Raw genomic sequence first — 17,598 nt, 5'->3', positions numbered from 1 at the left:
TTACCTCGCGTTGAGTGCCTGGCGCAGCGCGTTGCTGCTGGAGGCGCGGACGCCCTGGGTGGTGGTGGACAGCAGCTCGCGAAGCAACTGGTTCTGCTCGGTGAGCAGAGCATTGCTCTGCTGCACAGCCGCCGTGGTTTGGGACTGCGACTCGTTGTTCACCACCAGGTCGAACACCGCACGGCTGAAGTTGTCCGGCAGGGCCTCGATCGCGTCCGCCAGCTGGCCCATGCTGGTGCCGTCCTCGGTGTTCAGGTCGCCGACCTTCATGCCGTCGATGAGCCCAGTCACCTGGTCGTACAGCCCGTTGTAGTCCTTGCCGCTGGCGTACAGGTTCCGGCCAAAGCCAAGGGCGGCCTGTGCCGCCGCCTGGGCTGCGCTGGTGTCGCCACCGGCCACGGCCCGCTCCAGCTCCTTCATGGCCTCGCCGAGCTTCTCCTGGTCGGTCAGCGGGGACAGGTCACTGATCGACAGGCCGTACTGCATGGCCTTCTTGTCCTTGTCGATCTGCGCCTGCAGCTTGCCCATGTTCATCGCGCGCAGCGCTTCGATCTTGGCCAGGTCCTCGGCACGTGCACCGGACAAGCCCAGGGCCTTGGCGTAGTCGTTGGCCGACTTCACCTGCTGCCGGTACGTTCGCTCGATGCTCAGCGCCTGCTGCTGGTAGCTGGACAGGTCGCCGGTCATGAGCTGCGTGGAAACGTCCGCCATCAGCGTGGAGTAGTTGCCCAACAGGCCGCTGACCTTCTGGATCTGTGTGGCCAAGTCCGTGCCAGCCACCGCTGCCAGCTCCTGGAAGTAGTCCACGGCCTTGTTGACCTTGTCGATCTCCAGGCCATTCAACGCCCGTCCGAGGTCGTCCGCATTGCCCACCGCCAGCTGGATCGATGCGCTCAACGCTCCAAAAACATCGGCTGAGCTGTAGAAGCCATCCAGTTGCCCACCGAACCCCGCTGCCCTCACCGCCTCGGTGTACAGGCGGTCCTGCATGTCGGCCAGGTAGCTTTCGAGCTGCTTCTGCGCCTCCTCCGAATCCGCCGACAGCTGCAGCTTGCCCAGGCTGACTTTGACGCCTGCCAGCTGACGCGACAGGTCCACGCCCAACTGCTTGGCCAGGTCCGTTGTTGCGCCCCGGATCTGCCGTGCAGCCATGTCGAACGTGCGATCGATGCCCGGATCCAGGGCACCGTACTGCGTCCACTTCTTGTCGGATCGGAACCACCCGCCCTTCTGCTTCACATCCGCGTAGCTCTGACCGTCCAGTCCACCGAATCCGTACGAACCCGTGATGCCCTGGCCGGTGATCTTCGGGGCACTGCGACCAAACGCCTTGCCCATCAGCGAGCTACCCGAGAAGATCGCCGCCGTCTTCCGGTTCATGCCCAGCGCGCGGCCGAGGTAGTCCAGCGACATGCTGTCGAGCATGACCGGGGTCAGCAGACCGCCGGAAGCAAAGTGACCACGTTTCAGCAGATCGAACTTGTCCTGGTTCTCCAGCCCGAAGCCTTCCTTGTAGGCGCTCCCGGCCATCTGCATGCCCATCGCAATCAGGGCAGCATAGGGAGCAAACGCCGCCACGGCACCGAGCGCACCCGTGGCCGCGCCAGCGGCTCCTGAGGCAGCACCGCCGGCCGCGGCAGCCGTTCCTCCACCTGTGAATGCAACGACGTTGTTGCCGAAACCGAGCATCGACCCGGCCGCCGTTCCTCCGGTGGACGCGGCACCCGCGCCAAACAACCCCTGCCCTTTGGACAGCAGCCCGGCAATGGTGCCCAGGTTCTGACCGCCACCAGCGGTGCCGTTCCCACCGAACAGCCCCATGATGCTCTGCAGGCTCAAGCCACCGCCCTGCCCGTTCATCCCGTTGAGGATCTGAGTCTGGATGGGGATCACGATTTTCTGCTGCAGCAGCTCGCGGGTCAGGTCGCGCAGCCCGCGTCGGGCGGTGTCCTTCAGGTCGTCCCACAGGTTGTCGAAGTCGCGCACGCCGCCGGCAACGAAGTCGGACATGGCGTCGGCGGCATCGCCCACGCCGTTGACGACCACGCCGGCCCACGCCTCAACGTTGGCAGCGGCCTCCTCCACGCGCAGCGACAGATCGGCCGATGCTCGGGCTGCGTCCAGCATGGACTGCTCGTACTGCTCGTAGCTCGCTGCCCCCTTGGACAGCGCCAGCGCTTCCTTGCTGCCCGCGGCCTCCACCGCCTTCTGCAGCTCCTGCCGCATGTCCCGCTCGTTCATCATCTCGCGCCGCGACAGTTCGCGCGCACGGCCGACCTTGCCGAGCATGGCGACCTCGGCATCCATCGTCGCAAGGAGCGCCTCGGGGCTGGCGAGGGCATTCTTGATCTCCGCGCTGGACTGCTCCAACGCCTTCTGCGACTCCAGGACCAGCGTGTTGTACGCGGCCCGCTCGATGCGCCCTTCCTTCAGCGCTTCCTTGAGCTTGTCCTCGAGCTGTTTCTGCCGCTCGGTGGCCTCGGCCAGCGGCCCGGCCATCGTTGCCGCGGCCATTGCAGCCTGCTCGTTGTAGCGCTTGATCGCTTCCGCGTCTGCCGTGCGATCCTTGGCGCCGGCGCGCTCAGCGGCTGCCGACGCCTTGCGCGACTCCGTGAAGTTCTTCTGCGCAGCGGCCAGCTCCGTCTGGAGCCGGATGTACTGTGCGCCCTGCTCGATGTACTGCTTGACCTTGGGGTCATCGCGCTTGGAGAAGTCGACGCCGCTGGCTTGGGCCTCCTTGAACCAGTCATTCACGTCCAGCTGTGCGACTTCGGCTGCACTCTTGCCCACGCGGGCGAGCTGACCCGGCAGCGACTGCATGGCCGACGCGATGCGCTTGCCTGCGGCGCCTGCCGAGTCGCCCAATACGTTGAAGGAGCCAGACAGGGCATCGGTCGCGCTCTTGGCCTGGGTGGTGGCGGCATTCAACGATTCAAGAACATTGCCCTGACGCTCGGTTTCACGTGCGAGCGTTGCGACGCTTGCGGTCTGTTCCACCATGCGACCGCGGAACCTCTCCGCGCCGGTCGCACCCTCGAGCACTTTGGCATTCGCCTGTTCAAGTCGTGCGCTGAACTCGTCAGCGCTGAGCTTGCCGGCCTTGAGTTCGTCGGCCAGACGCCGGATCGAAGCCGCGTATGCGTCCGAGTAGGAGTTCGTGATACCCCTCTGAGACTCCAGCGCCATGTCACGGATGGTTGCCGTGATCTCCTTGTAACCATCACCGATTTCCTTCTGCAGCCGCAAGATCTCGCCAGCCTGCTGCTGCCGGTTCAACTCCCGAAATTTCTCAATCGCCACATCGGCGGCGCCACCGAAGTCAATCAGTGCAGCTGATGCGGTGTTAGTGTTGTCTCGGAAGAGCAGCCAGCCGGCTGCCGCCGTAGCCAGCATCGTGACGATGCCTGCAGGGCCGCCCAGCACCGACAACGTGGCCGAGCCCGCGCGCGCCAGCCACCCAGCATTCGCCGCAGCGGCCTGAGTCTGAGCTTGCGCGAGCAGCAACGTCGCCTGCCTATGCTCCAGCGTCGCGGCAGCAGCCTTGGCACTTACCGAAACGCTTCCGCCGATCACCTGCATCCGGCGAGCTTCGGCCTGAGCATCCAGCATTGCCGCTCGCGTACGCAGCTCCAACTGCTGAGCGGCTGCCAGACTCTGGGCAGCTGCAGCGCGATCTGCGGCGACCGCGGCGTTTGCCGCCGCCACCCGCGACAGAAGCGCCTTCACCAATGGGCCGGAGGCCACTGCGGCGCTGCCAACGGCGACCGTCTGAAGATTGCTGCCCAGCAGGCCAATGCCAGCTGCAAGTGCCTGGGAGGCGCCAGTCGCATCATCCGCGCGCCCGATCATCTCCGAAAGATTGGTATTGAGCAGGGTCAGTGACTGGCCAACCGTCGCGTCCATCTTGCCGAACGCCTCGTCAACCGCACTGGCCTGGCGCTGGAGAGCGTTGATTACCTGGTCAGCGCTCAACTTTCCGGCTTGCCCAAGTTCGCGCAGCTTGCCCATCGGGACATTCAGCCCCTTAGCAATCTCTTGCGCGAGCGCCGGAGCGCCTTCCAGCACTGAATTCAGTTCCTCACCCCGCAGTGCGCCAGATGCGAACGCCTGCCCCAACTGAATCAACGCGCCCTCGGCAGCGGCCGCACTGCTGCCACTGATCACCATCGTCTTGCTGATGGTCTCGACGACTCGCGCAAGACCCGCGCCGGAAAGCCCCAGTGCATCCTGATTCATTGCGATGCGCTGATACAGCTCGGCGGTCGCACCGAGCGGCTGCCGCGTAGCCTTGGCGATCTGCACAACGTCTTGCTGGGCTGCAACGAACGCCGCTTGGTCTTTGGTGACGAGACGAAGCCGGTTGTTCAGGTTGGTCCACTCATCGGCCTTCCCAATCACGGCTTTAACCGCCGCCAAGGCCGAGGTCATCCCAACAGCTTCGAAGGCCACGCGGCGGAATCCAGCAGACACCTCATCCGCGCCACGACGCGAAGCATCCGACATTGACGCCTGGATTGTCTCCATGTCGCGCTTTACAACACGCGCGGCCTTCCCGCTGTCTCTCTCGAACGATCCCGACTTCAGCAACAGGTCTACGGTAAGGGTGTAAAGGCTCATGCCGTCATCCACAAAAAAAGCCCGCACATGGCGGGCCGAGATGGGTACAAAAAAGCCGCCCCATTGGGCGGCTTCTGTTGACGATCGCTCAGTCGGAGGACGATCTTCGGATCACTTCGTCGTTGATCACCAGCTCCTTCAGAAAGTGGCCATCCAACGACATGGTGCATCGCGCGGTGGCGTCGACGTTTGCGCCGAAACCGTTCATCAGCGTCAGCCCCTCACCATGCCCCCACTGGACGATGATCTGACCGCTGGCGCTGCGGACCGAGGCCGGTTGCGGGATCTTCGCCGAGGATGGGTTCTTGGCCGACTCTTTGACCCATTGCTGGCAATTCTTGCTCGCCTCGCGGTAGGCGCGTTGCTCTGGCGACGTGCCGCCACAGGAGGCAAGGAGCATCCCCGAGGCCAGCACGACGGCAGCCGCTGTCAAAGCCATTGGATTTCTCATTGCGATCCCCGTGTCAGTCTTCCACGCCGATTCTCGCACTCTCTTAGGGCCTCAACAAACAGCTACGCGGGAACCTCTTCGAATTCCATGTATCCGGTGAAGTACTGCCGGCTGATGTTCTCCGCCGACGGCAGCTGCGTCGGGTAGCCGTAGAGCGCCGACCGCGCCGCAAGCAGCGGGTCGAAAGCCTTGCTGACCATGTCCCGGTGCTGCGGCACCACGCAGGAGCGCCGGCGCCCCGCGATCGCTGCCGCCACGGTCTCCCAATCGGTCCCGCCCAGCCCACCGCCGCGCACGGCCGCTGTCGCCCGGCCGGACAAGGTGCAGGTCAGTCGGCGGTACAGGGGTCCGGGAACCGTGTTGACTTGGCCACCCTTGGTGCGGGTATGCACGCTGGTGTCGATTGTGGCCACCGCCCAACCGTCGCTGATGCCCACCTCGACTGCCCGGAATATCGCGATCTCCCCCACGTCGACGTTCGTGGCAGTTGTGGCGATCTCGACGGACACCGTCGAGACCAGCGCGCTGGCCTGCGGAAACAGCCAGGCGCAGACACTTCCGTCGGGTAGGCGCACAGTAGTCCCGGTCGCGCCGGCAGCGCTGACCTGCACGCCGGGCGGGATGTTGAGGCCAAGGACCGCGATGATCCCCGGCACAACAGCCTCGGCCAGCGTGATCGTGATCGCCAACGAGCCGGTGCGCCGGATCCGCGACGATCGCCCAGGCTTGCCATCGAAGAGCGCCGAGCCCTGGTCGGCCGACAGCCACGTTCCACCGGTGAGGGTGGCCGTTTCCACCGCCGGCATGCCATATCCGATCAGCATGGCGCACCTACGCGCTTTGCCGCCCGCACATCGGCCTCGTTTCGCTTCAACGACCGCACCTGCGCGGCAAGGCAATCGATCAGTCGCCGTCTCACCGGCCCCTGATCCATTCCGGCAATAGACTCCAGCGTGTGCAGAGCGCCGGAGACCAGGTGGCGGTTCAGATCACCGGCCTCACCGCCATGCACGGAGATTTCTACACGGACGACGCCCGTCTCAGGATCGAATTGAATGGACACCATTGATCTCCAGGAAGCACGTCTCGTGCTCGATGAGCTGCTCAGACTGCATGCGGAATTTGAGGAAATTGCAGAGGCCGGCGACGACCACCGCTCGCTTAGCCACGATGACCTCGACCAGTACCGGCAGAGACTGGTGGCGCTGAAGGCACACCTCAAGCAGCGCGCCAGCACTGGTACGGTGGACGGCGCCAGACGGCGCCCCACAAGAATCGAAGATGCCTTCTACGAACCGGCTGTGAGGAAGGCGTCGGCCAACTTCGCACTGCGCACCAATGCGCCTCCCGCCCAGTGGGCCAGCGGTCTATACAGCCCATCCGCTGACATTTCCTACCTTGCCAGCCAGCTCGATGAGCTGATCAGGGAAGCGGGTTAACCCCACAGGGTAAGCACCATGTCCCCCGTGGCAGGGTTGCGCTCTACGCGCCGCACCAGCACCGGCTTGCCATCCGCCAGGCCGTAGCGGCTGTAGGTCAGCCGGCCGATCTGACCAGGGAGCGGAGCCATGTCCTGATCACCGCGAATGGCGACCTGGTAGAAGAACCGCTGGCGCTGGTACATCGCCACGACGCGGTTGATCTCGGCCTGCGCGTCGGCGGCATTCCAGAACAGCGAAATGACCGGATCGGCGGCGTCGGCGCGGCGGTAGTGTGCGTCCAGAGCGCCCGCAGCGAACACCTGACCTCGGTAGAGGCCCGTCAGCTCGTCCCGGCGGCTCTGCGGCACATCCACCACGTCCGTGACCAGGTCGGAGGCGCCGAGGGCCTGCGCGTTCGGCCGGTAGGCCATGCGCCGGGTCAGGTTGGGCGCGTCGTCCGGGACGCCGACCAGGTCGCTGGCCATGTCGGCGTCCGAGATCTCAAACGCCGGCTGCCCCTGATAGGTCTCCGGCGCGACTACCTGCACGAAGCGCAGCACACCGGTGGGATCCTGGTAGCACCCGACACCGTAGCTGGGCAGCATCGCGTTCAGGGCATCCCTGCCCGTGATGGCCGCTCCGGCGTAGTAGCCGATACCGGCGTAGCCGGTTGCAGCGTCCACGGCTGCACAATCCGCTGCCGACCACGCCCCTGCCCCGAGGCGAGCCATCACGTCGCCCACGGCCTGCTCCAGGCGCGCCGGGGACATGCCAGGGCCGATGCTCGAACCGTCGACCACCACAGGGGTGACGGGCGGAGATTTCAGCAGCAGCTGCTGGCCGTCCGGCTCCATGCTGAAGGTGCCATCTTCCATCAGGTCGCCGCGATCCATCACAGCGTTTACGTGCACCGGGCTGTCGGCCAGGAACATCGCTGTCGCGTCCGAGTTGGCTCCGGCTGCCGGGATACTGGCCACCGCGCCGATCACTACCGGCTGCGGCTTCCAGGCCAGCGAGGTGATGTTGGGAAGGAACACACCCCGGTTGATGGTCTGGCCCAGGTAGTCGTGCGCGTCGCGCAGGTGCAGGGTCTTGCTGCCGTCGTCGTTTACCTCGATCTGATCGATGACGCAGCGAAACACCGGAGCGGCGTCGGCCAGCATGCCGCCGTCGTTCACCTGCAGGATGCGCACCGCAGCGCCGGAGGCACCGGACAAAGCCAGGTCATCCAGCAGCCCTTCGGCGTCAGCGATCACGCATTCCGCCGCTGCCGTCTGCGACACCGGATCGCCACCCCATGGCCAGAAGCTCAGCTCCTGGACCAGGTTGACGCCCTCGGCGACCAGCCCTTCGTACCGGACATTGGCCGGGCTATCGCCTGGCGCGGAAAGCCAGTCATCGTCGGCCAGCCGCGTGGTCGGCGCTTGGGCCTGGTCCAGCTTCCAACCAGCAACAGCCGCATCGCTTCGGGCGCCCCACTGCCCAGCGTTCACGGCCAGGCACAGCCCGCCGGCCTTCGTCGCAGCCAGTGAGGCGGCGAAGTAGAGCGGGCCGGCCAGCAGCAGGTCGCGCTGATGGACTAGCGCGCCGTTGAGGTACAGGTGGAGTCGGGAGGGACTGCCGAAGGAGACCCGCATCCCGACGATATCGCCCAACGCAACCACGGGCAGGCCGGTTGCGATCGCGCCGATGCCCTGGATCAGGCGACCGGTGGCCAGTTCCCAGCCGATACCCTCCCCGTTTGCGCCTGGGGCTTGGCTGAGGGGCGCTGCCGCCGTGACAAAGCCCACGACGGCGGACAGGTCGTCCTCGCCCCACAGTGCGAACTCGACGCCGACAACGCCAGCGCTGAGGGCAAAGTCGGACCGGGCGCAGCGGTTGAGGTCGGCTGCTGCCATCGTGGCAAGGGTGAGCCCACCGTCGCGCGCAGCGAGCAGCGGGCCGATCGGGAGGGCGGCAAAGCGCCCGATGGTGTCGGTCATGGCTATCCCAGTCGATCGAACCAGTCCTGTGCCTCGTCCTCCTCGGAACGTGGTACGAGGGTTTCCAGGTACTCCTGAAAGGAGCGCTTGGTGCCGCCTTGGCTGTGTGAGGCGGTGATGTATGCGGCGAAGGCAGCGGGCTTGATGTGCAGGCTTACGGGGTCGATGGGGTTCCGCTTATGGAACTCCCACCATTCGAGGAACTCCCGACGCGACATGCTCGCCTGCAGCTCGGCCACCGTGCGATGCAGGTGGCCGGCGAGGACCTTCCAGAACCAGTCCTCGCCGCGCTGCCTTAGCCGTTTCCCGCGTCGGCCTGAGCTTGGGCAGCATCCTCGCCGAAGCCGGAATGCTTCATGGCCACGCGCTGCAGCTCAGCGGCCACCAGGGGCTTGAGCTGGGCGGCCTGCTCCACGTTCATGACGGGCTTGCCGTCCTCGTCGCAGATGGTCGCTGCGATCAGCTTGGCGCGATCGCCTTCACCCCACAGCTTGCGGAACTCCGCGTCCGGCAGCTCGCGCACATGGAACTGTGCCTTGGCACCGTTGGGCAAGGTGATCGTGTCGGCGCGAACGTCCTTGGAGGCGAACATGCCCAGGTTGGTGAACGATTGCAGGACGCTCACGGGCTGCTGCGGCTGGGTTTCGGGGGGCTCGTTGGTCTTGCTCATTGGCCGTTTCCTTAAGTGGCGACAGGGCGCGCGGGCCGCGCACGGCTAACACGCGGAGGATCCGCGCGACCTGTCAGAGAGATGGCCCGCCGGAGCGGGCCTGGGTGTGCGCCGTTGCCGCTGCCTTACGGCGTCGGGCGGTGCGTGGTGACGGCGCCGGAGCCGCGGATAGTGATCGTCGCCTTCCAGACGTCGTTGTCCTGGCTGGTTACCGCGAAGTTCTGCACGAAGCCGTCGAACTGCTTGGACAGCACGGTGTCCGGCGGGGTGATCTTGCCGGCAATGGCGGTCGGCTTGGCCACGCCTTCGGTTTCCGACAGCGGCGCAGTCACCAGCCAGTTCACGACGGCACCGGTCTCGTGCAGCTCTTCCAGCTTCTCGTGGTCGACGCTGTCGTAGATGATCTCGATGCTGGTGCTGCCGGTCTGCTTGCGGCCGGCGACGAACTGGTCCCAGTCGTCGTCGTAGTCGGAGATATCGATCTCCGATGCCTGGCCATCGGGGAAGCCGACCGAACGCAGGCGGGTCACCTTGATGACCTCGGCCGCGCCGATGGCGACGAACAGCTGGGAGTGCTTCGACTTGATTACCTGTCCCATAGGGATTTCCTTGTGTTGCGCCCGTCGCCGGGCATGAAAAAGGCCCCTTGCGGGGCCAGTGGTTGCCGTTGTGTGGATCAGCGCAGCTGCAGGAGCCGCACGTCGAATGAAATGCCTACCGAATCGGTGCCGTCGCTGTCTGGCGTCGGGTTGTACGACTCGATGCCGCCCACGCGCTCCACCACGTCGCGGATAGCGACGCCAACGGCGTTGGCTTGGCTGAGGACCTCGCCCCATACGGTCATTCGGACCCGCCAGCCGTCAGCCGGGGGCGGTTCGGAGAGCATCGCCGTTGGCGAGCCGTTGACCACCTCCCACGTCGCGTAGGGGAGCGGCGTGTTCTGAGGCGCAGTACCCAGGAACAGACGGACAGGGTCGCCGAGCACCTGCCGGACGGTTGCATCGTTCTCCAGCAGGGATTGGATCAAAGGAACCATCATCGCCAGCCATCCTCTTTCAGCTGCTTGTCGAGCGTCGCCCAGGTTTCATCGATGACCACTTGAGCCGCTTCCGGCCCCTTGGCCTCGCCTGCTGGCGTGAGGAACGGGGACGCCCGCATGTTCTTGGTGCCGAACTCGATGAACCGCCAGTAGTAGGCCCAGCCCGCCTCCTCGTAGACCTTCCCGACGCGACCGCGGCGACGGTTGCGCTTGGTGTTGGCGTACTTGCGGCGGCGCCCCGTCTTAACGCCTACGGTGAAGTACTCGCCGCCTCGGCCTACACCTGCGCGCTGTCGGCTCTTGGAGTTGGCCCGGCGGGTGACGATCTGAGACGCCATGAAGCCCGATGCTTTCGGCGCCCGGCGTCTGGCATCGTCCCGGATGACATTGCCGCCCTTGCGCATGCCGGCCTGGACCGCCCTGCCCTGGATGGCCTTGGGGGCCTCCCGCAGCGAGCGCAACAGGCCATCCAGCCCCTGAATTGACACTTGCTCAGCCATTGCCCAACCCCGCTACGGCGATGATCGCCATCTCACTACCGTCGTTGCTCGGTGCAATGCTCTTGATCGCATAAGGCTTGCCCCGCTCGACAATGCGCCAAGTGGGCTCGACATGTCGCGGGAGCATGTCCCACCGGACCTGCTCACGGTATCGCTCCGCCCCTGCTGCGACCGCCTCGGCCGTCGCGCTGAGTTGGTTCGTCTTCTTTGCCCACGCCTCGGCGACGAACTGCCATTCCTTCTTGGGCGGACCGCCTAGCGGATCGCGGACGTCGACTGCGCGCTCGAAGCGGATCAGGTGACGGCGCTGGCCTGCTGAAGTAGCCATCAGAATCGCTTCCTGTACCAAAGAAGTCGTGACACCCCAAGGGCAATCTCCGAGGCCAGCTCACCCAAGGCACTGCGGTTCTCCGCCCAGCTGCCGACCATCAATAGAACCGCCTGGTGCACGTCCGCCGTGAGTGCCATCTCTTCTTCGCTGGACGGCTCACCCTCAACCAGACGGCGATCACAGTGCATCTGCACGTGCACGAGGGCCGCGTCGATGTACGTCTGCAGGAGCGCGTCGCTGATCTCATCGACAATGCGGCACTGTTCGCGCACAAGCGCGAGGTCGAGGGTGATTGCCATTACTCGTGATCCTTGTTCTGGGCTTCGGCCAGCACCGCTGCCAGGCGATCAGCACCCCATCGGCGGTCGAACTCGACGCCGGCGGCCTCGAGCTGCTGGATCAGCAGCGCCTTCTTGTCGGCACCGCTCCGGTCAGAACTGGTCGGAGTACCTGCGGCGGACTCGGTAGAGGCTCCGGGCACTGCCGCACCGTCAGGCGCACCACCACCGGTGATCTGCGCTCCCGCGGCGCCGGTCGCTTCGTCGGTCCTCGTGGATCCGACTGCACCGTCGTCCTCGCCCGCCTTCAGCTCGCTGGGCTGGGCCGGCTTCGTCTCCAGGGGCGCGGACCCTTCGTGAATCTGCACCACCAAGCCTTTGCCGACCAGCGCGTGCCCGTATTCCGGATCCACGCCATCGAACACGTCGCCAGCCTTCACATCGGCGGACTCGGCGTTGAGCTTCGGGGCGTCACCGCGAAAGCCCCATTCTGCTTTGATCTTCATGTTCCTACTCCATCTCGGGAGAGAGAGGCCGGCGCATGGCCGGCCTCCTACAGGGTCAACGGCTTATCAAGCCTGCGGCTTGAAGCGACCCTTCACGAATGCCTCGATGCGGCGCTTGGCCAGACCCAGACGCTCTTCGACCAGCAGCACGCGCTGGTTCTTCACGAAGTCGTCGTTGATCAGGCCGACCTTGAACAGGAAGCTCATGCGATCGTAGATCGTGGCGCCGCGCTGGAAGTTGGCGACCAGGAACTCGCCACCGGTGGTGGTGCCGTCGCCTTCGTCCATGCTGTCCGAGGCGACCACCGGCCGGCCCCACAGGATCGGGGTCACGAAGCCCTGCAGGTTGGCGAACAGGTAGCGGTTCTGGCTGTCCTTCTCCAGCTCGATGTTCATCCAGTCCAGTTCGGTCATCACCGTGGCGTCGGCCGACAGCTTCGACTGCTTGCGCACCTGGTAGATCGCGCGGCGGACAGTGTCGATCGAGGTGTCGCTCGCCTTCGAAAGGGCGTCATCGAATACCGTGGCGTCAGTCATCAGGCCGGGCAGGTTGTTGCCCAAGCCGTCGCCCTTCAGGATCTGGGCTTCTTCTTCCAGCTTCAGGTCGTACCGCAGCAGCTGCTGCAGGTAGCCGTACATCTGCGGCACGTCGTCCAGGGCTTCGTCGGTGACGGGGATCCAGACCGCCAGCTTCTTCACCAAGTCGGTCTTCTGCTCGAAGGTGACGTTGCTCTGTGGCTTGGCCGTGCCTTCGCCGACCGGTCCGGCGCCGCGAGTGTGCAGAAGCTCGCGGAAGTAGGTGTAGCTCTGGCCGGTGACGGAGATCGACGGGATCAGGTCGCGGATGCGCAACTCCTGGCGGATGCCCGGCTGGATCGTCGGGTCGTAGTTGGGTACGACAATGCCGGCGCTGGTTACCGCCTTGGTCTCCTGCATGGACGCCAGCTCGTCCTTCTTGACCTCAATCTCTGCAGCCGACTTCTCACGGCCCTGCAGCGCCTTGTATTCATCGTTGCCCTTGATGAAGTCGATGAAGCCCTTCTTCGTGCCGGGCTGGTTGCCCAGGCCGATGCCCTTCTCCTCGAGCTTCAGTACCTTGTCGACGACCTTCTGGATCTCGTCGGTGGCGGTCTGGATCTGCTTCTTCAGATCGGTGGTGACCTGGTTGCCCTTTTCGATCTCGGCCGAGGCGCTGTCGTACTTCTTCTGCAGGCCGGCAAAGCCGTCCTTCAGCTGCTTCTCCAAGCCCTCACGGATATCGCTGATGTTCTCGCTCATTGGTGCATTCCTTTGAAAATGGATTCGATGGATGTGCCGAGTTGCTTCAGCTGCTTCACGGTCTCCGTGTCCCCAATGCCACCGTCACGGTGGATCGCGGGAAAGCCGAGCGAGGCGACGGCCGCCGCCTCTTTCTGGGACAGCCCCATGCGTTCGCGCAGGGCCGATTCGAAGGCGCGAACGTCGGACTTGACGCTCATCACCTGTGCTTCCGGGTTCATGCCGAAGGGGACGACCGATGCCTCCCACAATTCGGCCTTCTTAATGACGCGCACCCGCCGCCCCTCGCGGTTCTCGATCGCGTCCTCCAACGTGTTGAAGCCGACTGACATCTCGTCCAAGGTGCCGGCCTTCATCAGCTCGTAGGCGTCCTTGGCGTAGCTGACGTTGAGGTTGACCTTGCCCTTCAAGTGCAGGCCGTTGCCGTCCTGTTTGAACTCGGCATCGCCGATCAGCCGTGTCAGGTTGTGGTACAGCGCCAGGCGCAGTCGGCCAGTCCGAGTCGTCTTCACCTTGACGAAGGCACCCGGGAGGATCAGGTCCTCGCCGAGATCCACGTTGTTGAACACCGAGGCATAGCCCTCGAAGTTGCCTGCATCGTCTGCCGCCTTTACCTCGAACGGGCAGGAATACTTGCTAAGCATTGGCGGGATCTCCCGTTGGGTCGTCGTTACTGGAATCGGGCTTGTTGCTGGTCCACCGTGTGACCTGGTCGTATTGCTCGCCTTCCAGCACAGGCAGGTTCTCCTTCACCCTGACCTCGTTGATGGTCATCCAGCCCGAGCCGCCGGAGCCGCCGAGGGCCGTCTTGTAGTAGGTGGAACGGGCACCGCTGTCGGCGCGCAGCAGGCCCTCTACAACGGCCTCCACGAACATGTCGCCATCGGCGAACAGCTTGTCGTTGATCTCGCTCTCGATCGCGTCGAGGTAAGGCTTCAGGCCGAAGGTGACGAAGCCGCTGGTTTGCTGCTCCAGATTGGAGCCCAGCACCGAAGTGGAGCGAGCGCGGTTGGTCAGGTACAGCGGAACGCCCCAGATGCCGGCGAGCGCCTCCTCCTGGAACTGCTGCGATTCGATGAACTGGCTGTCTTTCTGGGTCAGGCCGGCCGGCGTGATCGTCGGCCCACCCTGCAGGATGGCCATCTTGCCGAGGTCGTCCACATCGCCCTGGCGGATATCAGGCAGCTTCGCCTTGATTTGCGCCTGCTGCTCCTTGGTCAGGAAGCCGGGATAGATGATGTATCCACCGGTGAAGCCACCCTTGCGCATGAACCGCGCGGACCAGTCCTGCGCAGCGCGCGCGAGGCCGATGGTTTCGGCTTGATACTCGACTGGCGACAGGCCAGTGATGCCATCTGGGCTGAACAGCTTGAAGTGCAGCATGTTCTGCGGCGAGACCGGCGTTTCGCTGCCGTTGATCGTCGCCCAGTAGATCAGGCCGTCGTCGGTGTCGATGCGGACGCTATCCACCGGCACGGGAATCAGGCCGATCCATCCACCGTCGTCGTCACGTTGGATGATGGCGAAGGCATTGCCGCGCAGCGCCATGTTCACCACGACCGCCTTGATCAGGTCCAGCCACTTGATGAACGGATTCGGCTTGCTCAGCAGGCGAAGCAGACGGCGCCTCTGCGGGCTGCTCCCCCTGACCAACTGGCGGAGGCCGCCCGCGTCCTCATACAGCTTCCAAGGCAGCCCCGCGGCGGACTCGGACAGCACCTTCACGCACGACCAGACGATGCTGACCGTCAGCGCCTTCTTGGGCGTCACCCGGACGCCCGCCTTGGTGCCTCGGCCACCGGTGGATAGGTCGACCTCCACGTAGTTGCCGGTGGCAGGGTCGTCGTATCCGAAGAACCGCCAGCTCAGCGGGTTGTACCAGCGAAAGGTAGTCATCCGATCAGTCCAAAGAAGCCGTTTTCCAGGTAGTCGTCTATGCCGCCGGCATCCGGCGGCATGGCGTGTGCCGCGCCGATGGCCATGCAAAGGGCCACCGCTGCGTCGATCTTGTTTGCCGACCTGGCCTTCGACAGCCAGCTGTTGCCCCAGCGGTCCGATTCGATGACGGCGGACATGATTGCGGACACCAGAACCGGGTTGCGGCGCAGGCGCAGGCGACCTTCCAGCAGCGCCTCTTCCAGCAGGCGCAACGATCCGGGCATCCACATGCCTTCAGGCACTGGCTGCCCCGACTGCTCGGCGGCCGCCACCGCCGCTTCGAGCGGCTTGCCTTTCTTGCAACCGCCCTGCGGGTGCTCCGCGAAGGTCACAGATAGGCCAATGTCATTGACCTCCTCTTCGAAGCGGCGGAACGCGTAGCGGTCGTACGCGACCAACTGCACGTCATAGCGGTTGTCGTACTCGGCCATGACCTGGGCCACGTGCCGGAAGTTGATGGCCTGCCCTTGAGGCGCGTGCAGGTGTCCACCGTTGACCCACGTCCGATAGGGCAGCTTGTCCTGCAATTGCCGTTGATCCAGCGTGTCCCCGGGTGTCCAAGCCTCGATCCAGGCGTCGAAGGTCGGCTTCTCGATGACCAGCTTCTCGCCCTCGACTTCCACCTCCACCGGGACAGTGCCGGTCTCCACGACCGCTGCCATCGCAGTGATATCGCGAACCTGCGACAGGTCGAGGCCGAGGTAGACCTTCCGTCCCTCATGCATGCGCGGGTCGAAGTCGGCCAGCGCCGGTTCCAGCGTTGGGCGCGTCATCCAAGCGGTCTCCGCATCGGTCCACACGCAGAAGTGCAGACGAAGAATGCCGTTCAGTGACCCGGGGATCGCTTTGGCTTGCGCCACCACGCCCGCCAGGTACTGCTCGGTGATAGTTACCCCCAACAGGGGGTTAGCCTTCGCCCAGCAGCTGGGATCCTCAAGCGGGTCGTCCCCGTCGTCCAAGCTGCACACGTAGCTGAAGGTGCTGTCATCGATCACGTTGCCGACGAAGGTCGGATCGTTCACCGCCTCGGTATGCCCGGCGGCGACCTTGACGGCATGCTCGTGCTCCTCCCAACACACCGAGGTCCGGTCGCTGCCGGAGTTGGTGATCATGAAGAGCAGCGGCTCGCGGCGGAACTTGAAGCCGCGCTCCAGCATTTCGATGATTCGCCGGTCGGGAAGCTCGTGCACCTCATCGACCAGCACGAAGAACGGTCGAGGACCGGAGCCGGTGCGGCCCGTATCGCGCGACACCGGCCGGAAGAAGCTCGCGCTGGCGTGGTGCGCCATGCTGAACTCCCGACCCTCGCCGCCAGCGAACTCGATGCGCTTGGCCAGGAGGGGCGACTTCTTGACCATCTTCACCGCGTCGGCGAACAGGATGCCCGCCTGGTCCTTCTTCGCTGCCGCCGAGTAGATCTGTGCGCCGGCCTCGCCTGCGGCCGTCATCCCCAGGAGGCCCAGCCCACCGGCCAGCGGGCTCTTTCCGTTGCCCTTTCCCTGCTCGATGTACGCGCGCCGGAACCTGCGAAGCCCGTCGGCGCCCTTCCAGCCGAACAGCGAGCCGATGATGAACGCCTGCGAGGGGTGCAGCTCGAACTTCCGGCCCTCGAACTGACCCTCGGAGAGCATCAGGACGTTCTCGAAGTAGCGGAACGCGTATTCGGCAGCCTCGTGGTCAAAGTAAAGGCCCCGTTCGGGGCCTTCGATCAGATCCTGCAGGTGGCGTCGGCAGGCGTTTCGGACATGGGGGCCTGCAACGATCCGGCCAGCCACCACATCCAGCGCATACGCCTTAGTGCGGTCTGCCGGAGCTGGGGCCACCGAAGAATTCTTCGCCCTGGTCGTCTTCGTCACCGCCATGCGAGACCTTCGATTCATCCACAGGTGTGGCGCCCAGCTTCGAAAGGATCGAGCTGAGCGCCTGGGTTGCTGACACGCCGAACTCGGCTTTCGGGTCATCCATCCGAGCCGTCCAGAGGCAGGCAAGGCGGAGCAGTACTCGGTGGCTCGCGTTGAGCCAGGGCATTTCCGTCGCGAATTCCTTCCATGCCCGCTTCTCCGCCGCAGTCATGGCCTTGTACGGCTCCCCCAGGCTTCGTGTGCCCGCTGGCTTCTTCCGGCCAGCGTGCCGGCCGGGATTCTTGATGGCGGCGCCGCTTGTCGCAGCCTTTGCGACGGGCAATCGGGGCCTTGGCATGAATTCCTCGGGAAAATGCGGGATTTCTTAACTGGGAGCGCCCGTTCGAGGGTCGTCCCGTGAATTGTGGATACGCGAATTTAGGGGGGCGCTCGGTCTAGGAGCTGGCCAACGCCATAAATTCGTCCCCCCTACCCCGTTGGCGTGGAACGATGAACCGTGGAACCGTCAGTGACCGATCGGCCAACCGTCGGTGTCACACCCACGGACCTGCGCGGCGCCTCGCTCGAGTCGGGCCTGGTCGCTGCTATGGCAGTTGGCACATTGGCTGTCGAAGGGGCCTGCCCAGAACATCTCCTCCGTCTCGCCGGCAGGGTGGCCGTTGGTGTGGTTGCACACCGTGGCGACCGTGACGTGGCCTCTGGCCTTGCACCTGCTGCACAGCGGC

The 17,598-nt window shown here is 64.8% G+C and carries 18 protein-coding genes; 1 reads left to right on the top strand and 17 read right to left on the bottom strand.

Annotated features, from left to right (window positions below; genetic code table 11):
• The 4 genes from A9K58_RS17530 to A9K58_RS19570 form a co-directional block, all read right to left on the bottom strand.
• On the bottom strand, positions 1–4,617 hold the full coding sequence (locus tag A9K58_RS17530; RefSeq protein WP_065200556.1) for a tape measure protein: 4,617 nt from the start codon (positions 4,615–4,617) through the stop codon (positions 1–3).
• An 88-nt stretch (positions 4,618–4,705) separates the two neighbouring features.
• Positions 4,706–5,056: a hypothetical protein gene (locus tag A9K58_RS17525; protein WP_065200555.1), complete on the bottom strand. Its 351-nt coding sequence runs from the start codon at positions 5,054–5,056 to the stop codon at positions 4,706–4,708.
• A gap of 74 nt (positions 5,057–5,130) precedes the next feature.
• On the bottom strand, positions 5,131–5,892 hold the full coding sequence (locus tag A9K58_RS17520; RefSeq protein ID WP_231109343.1) for a hypothetical protein: 762 nt from the start codon (positions 5,890–5,892) through the stop codon (positions 5,131–5,133).
• Positions 5,886–6,131, bottom strand: a complete 246-nt coding sequence (locus A9K58_RS19570) for a hypothetical protein (protein WP_155760535.1) — start codon at positions 6,129–6,131, stop codon at positions 5,886–5,888. Before A9K58_RS19570 ends, A9K58_RS17520 begins: the two co-directional genes overlap by 7 nt.
• Here A9K58_RS19570 and A9K58_RS17515 point away from each other — a divergent pair.
• The gene (locus A9K58_RS17515; protein ID WP_065200554.1) at positions 6,124–6,507 is read left to right on the top strand and encodes a hypothetical protein; all 384 of its coding nucleotides are present in this window, start codon (positions 6,124–6,126) and stop codon (positions 6,505–6,507) included. The two genes, A9K58_RS19570 and A9K58_RS17515, sit on opposite strands and share 8 nt — an antisense overlap.
• Here the strand turns inward: A9K58_RS17515 and A9K58_RS17510 are convergent.
• From A9K58_RS17510 to A9K58_RS17450, 13 genes are all read right to left on the bottom strand, one after another.
• Positions 6,504–8,471 carry a hypothetical protein gene (locus tag A9K58_RS17510; protein ID WP_065200553.1) on the bottom strand — a complete coding sequence of 656 codons (1,968 nt, stop codon included), beginning with the start codon at positions 8,469–8,471 and terminating at the stop codon, positions 6,504–6,506. The genes A9K58_RS17515 and A9K58_RS17510 overlap by 4 nt on opposite strands.
• Before the next feature lie 2 nt (positions 8,472–8,473).
• Positions 8,474–8,710, bottom strand: a complete 237-nt coding sequence (locus A9K58_RS17505) for a hypothetical protein (protein ID WP_231109342.1) — start codon at positions 8,708–8,710, stop codon at positions 8,474–8,476.
• 56 nt (positions 8,711–8,766) lie between these two features.
• The gene (locus tag A9K58_RS17500) at positions 8,767–9,141 is read right to left on the bottom strand and encodes a hypothetical protein (protein WP_065200552.1); all 375 of its coding nucleotides are present in this window, start codon (positions 9,139–9,141) and stop codon (positions 8,767–8,769) included.
• Between the two features lie 125 nt (positions 9,142–9,266).
• Positions 9,267–9,740: a phage tail tube protein gene (locus A9K58_RS17495; RefSeq protein WP_065200551.1), complete on the bottom strand. Its 474-nt coding sequence runs from the start codon at positions 9,738–9,740 to the stop codon at positions 9,267–9,269.
• Between the two features lie 77 nt (positions 9,741–9,817).
• Positions 9,818–10,180: a tail completion protein gp17 gene (gene gp17 / locus A9K58_RS17490; RefSeq protein WP_065200550.1), complete on the bottom strand. Its 363-nt coding sequence runs from the start codon at positions 10,178–10,180 to the stop codon at positions 9,818–9,820.
• A complete protein-coding gene (locus tag A9K58_RS17485) occupies positions 10,177–10,680 on the bottom strand; it encodes an HK97-gp10 family putative phage morphogenesis protein (protein WP_065200549.1) in 504 nt (167 codons plus the stop codon). Before A9K58_RS17485 ends, gp17 begins: the two co-directional genes overlap by 4 nt.
• Complete coding sequence (locus A9K58_RS17480) at positions 10,673–11,008, bottom strand: phage head completion protein (RefSeq protein WP_065200548.1); 336 nt, start codon at positions 11,006–11,008, stop codon at positions 10,673–10,675. The genes A9K58_RS17485 and A9K58_RS17480 overlap by 8 nt, the downstream gene beginning before the upstream one ends.
• Positions 11,008–11,310 carry a head-tail connector protein gene (locus tag A9K58_RS17475; protein ID WP_065200547.1) on the bottom strand — a complete coding sequence of 101 codons (303 nt, stop codon included), beginning with the start codon at positions 11,308–11,310 and terminating at the stop codon, positions 11,008–11,010. The genes A9K58_RS17480 and A9K58_RS17475 overlap by 1 nt, the downstream gene beginning before the upstream one ends.
• Positions 11,310–11,795, bottom strand: a complete 486-nt coding sequence (locus A9K58_RS19735; RefSeq protein ID WP_065200546.1) for a hypothetical protein — start codon at positions 11,793–11,795, stop codon at positions 11,310–11,312. Before A9K58_RS19735 ends, A9K58_RS17475 begins: the two co-directional genes overlap by 1 nt.
• A gap of 66 nt (positions 11,796–11,861) precedes the next feature.
• A complete protein-coding gene (locus A9K58_RS17465) occupies positions 11,862–13,073 on the bottom strand; it encodes a phage major capsid protein (RefSeq protein WP_065200545.1) in 1,212 nt (403 codons plus the stop codon).
• A complete protein-coding gene (locus A9K58_RS17460; RefSeq protein ID WP_065200544.1) occupies positions 13,070–13,717 on the bottom strand; it encodes an HK97 family phage prohead protease in 648 nt (215 codons plus the stop codon). Before A9K58_RS17460 ends, A9K58_RS17465 begins: the two co-directional genes overlap by 4 nt.
• Positions 13,710–14,969 carry a phage portal protein gene (locus A9K58_RS17455; protein WP_065200543.1) on the bottom strand — a complete coding sequence of 420 codons (1,260 nt, stop codon included), beginning with the start codon at positions 14,967–14,969 and terminating at the stop codon, positions 13,710–13,712. The genes A9K58_RS17460 and A9K58_RS17455 overlap by 8 nt, the downstream gene beginning before the upstream one ends.
• Positions 14,966–16,873, bottom strand: coding sequence for a terminase large subunit (locus tag A9K58_RS17450; protein WP_231109341.1), 1,908 nt, complete (start codon positions 16,871–16,873; stop codon positions 14,966–14,968). The genes A9K58_RS17455 and A9K58_RS17450 overlap by 4 nt, the downstream gene beginning before the upstream one ends.
• Positions 16,874–17,598: the final 725 nt, after the last annotated feature.

Origin of the sequence: Stenotrophomonas maltophilia (assembly GCF_001676385.1) — a bacterium.
Classification (GTDB): Bacteria; Pseudomonadota; Gammaproteobacteria; order Xanthomonadales; family Xanthomonadaceae; genus Stenotrophomonas; species Stenotrophomonas maltophilia_J.
The sequence above is the reverse complement of the archived record's forward strand: the minus strand, read 5'-3'. Positions and strand labels throughout refer to the sequence as shown.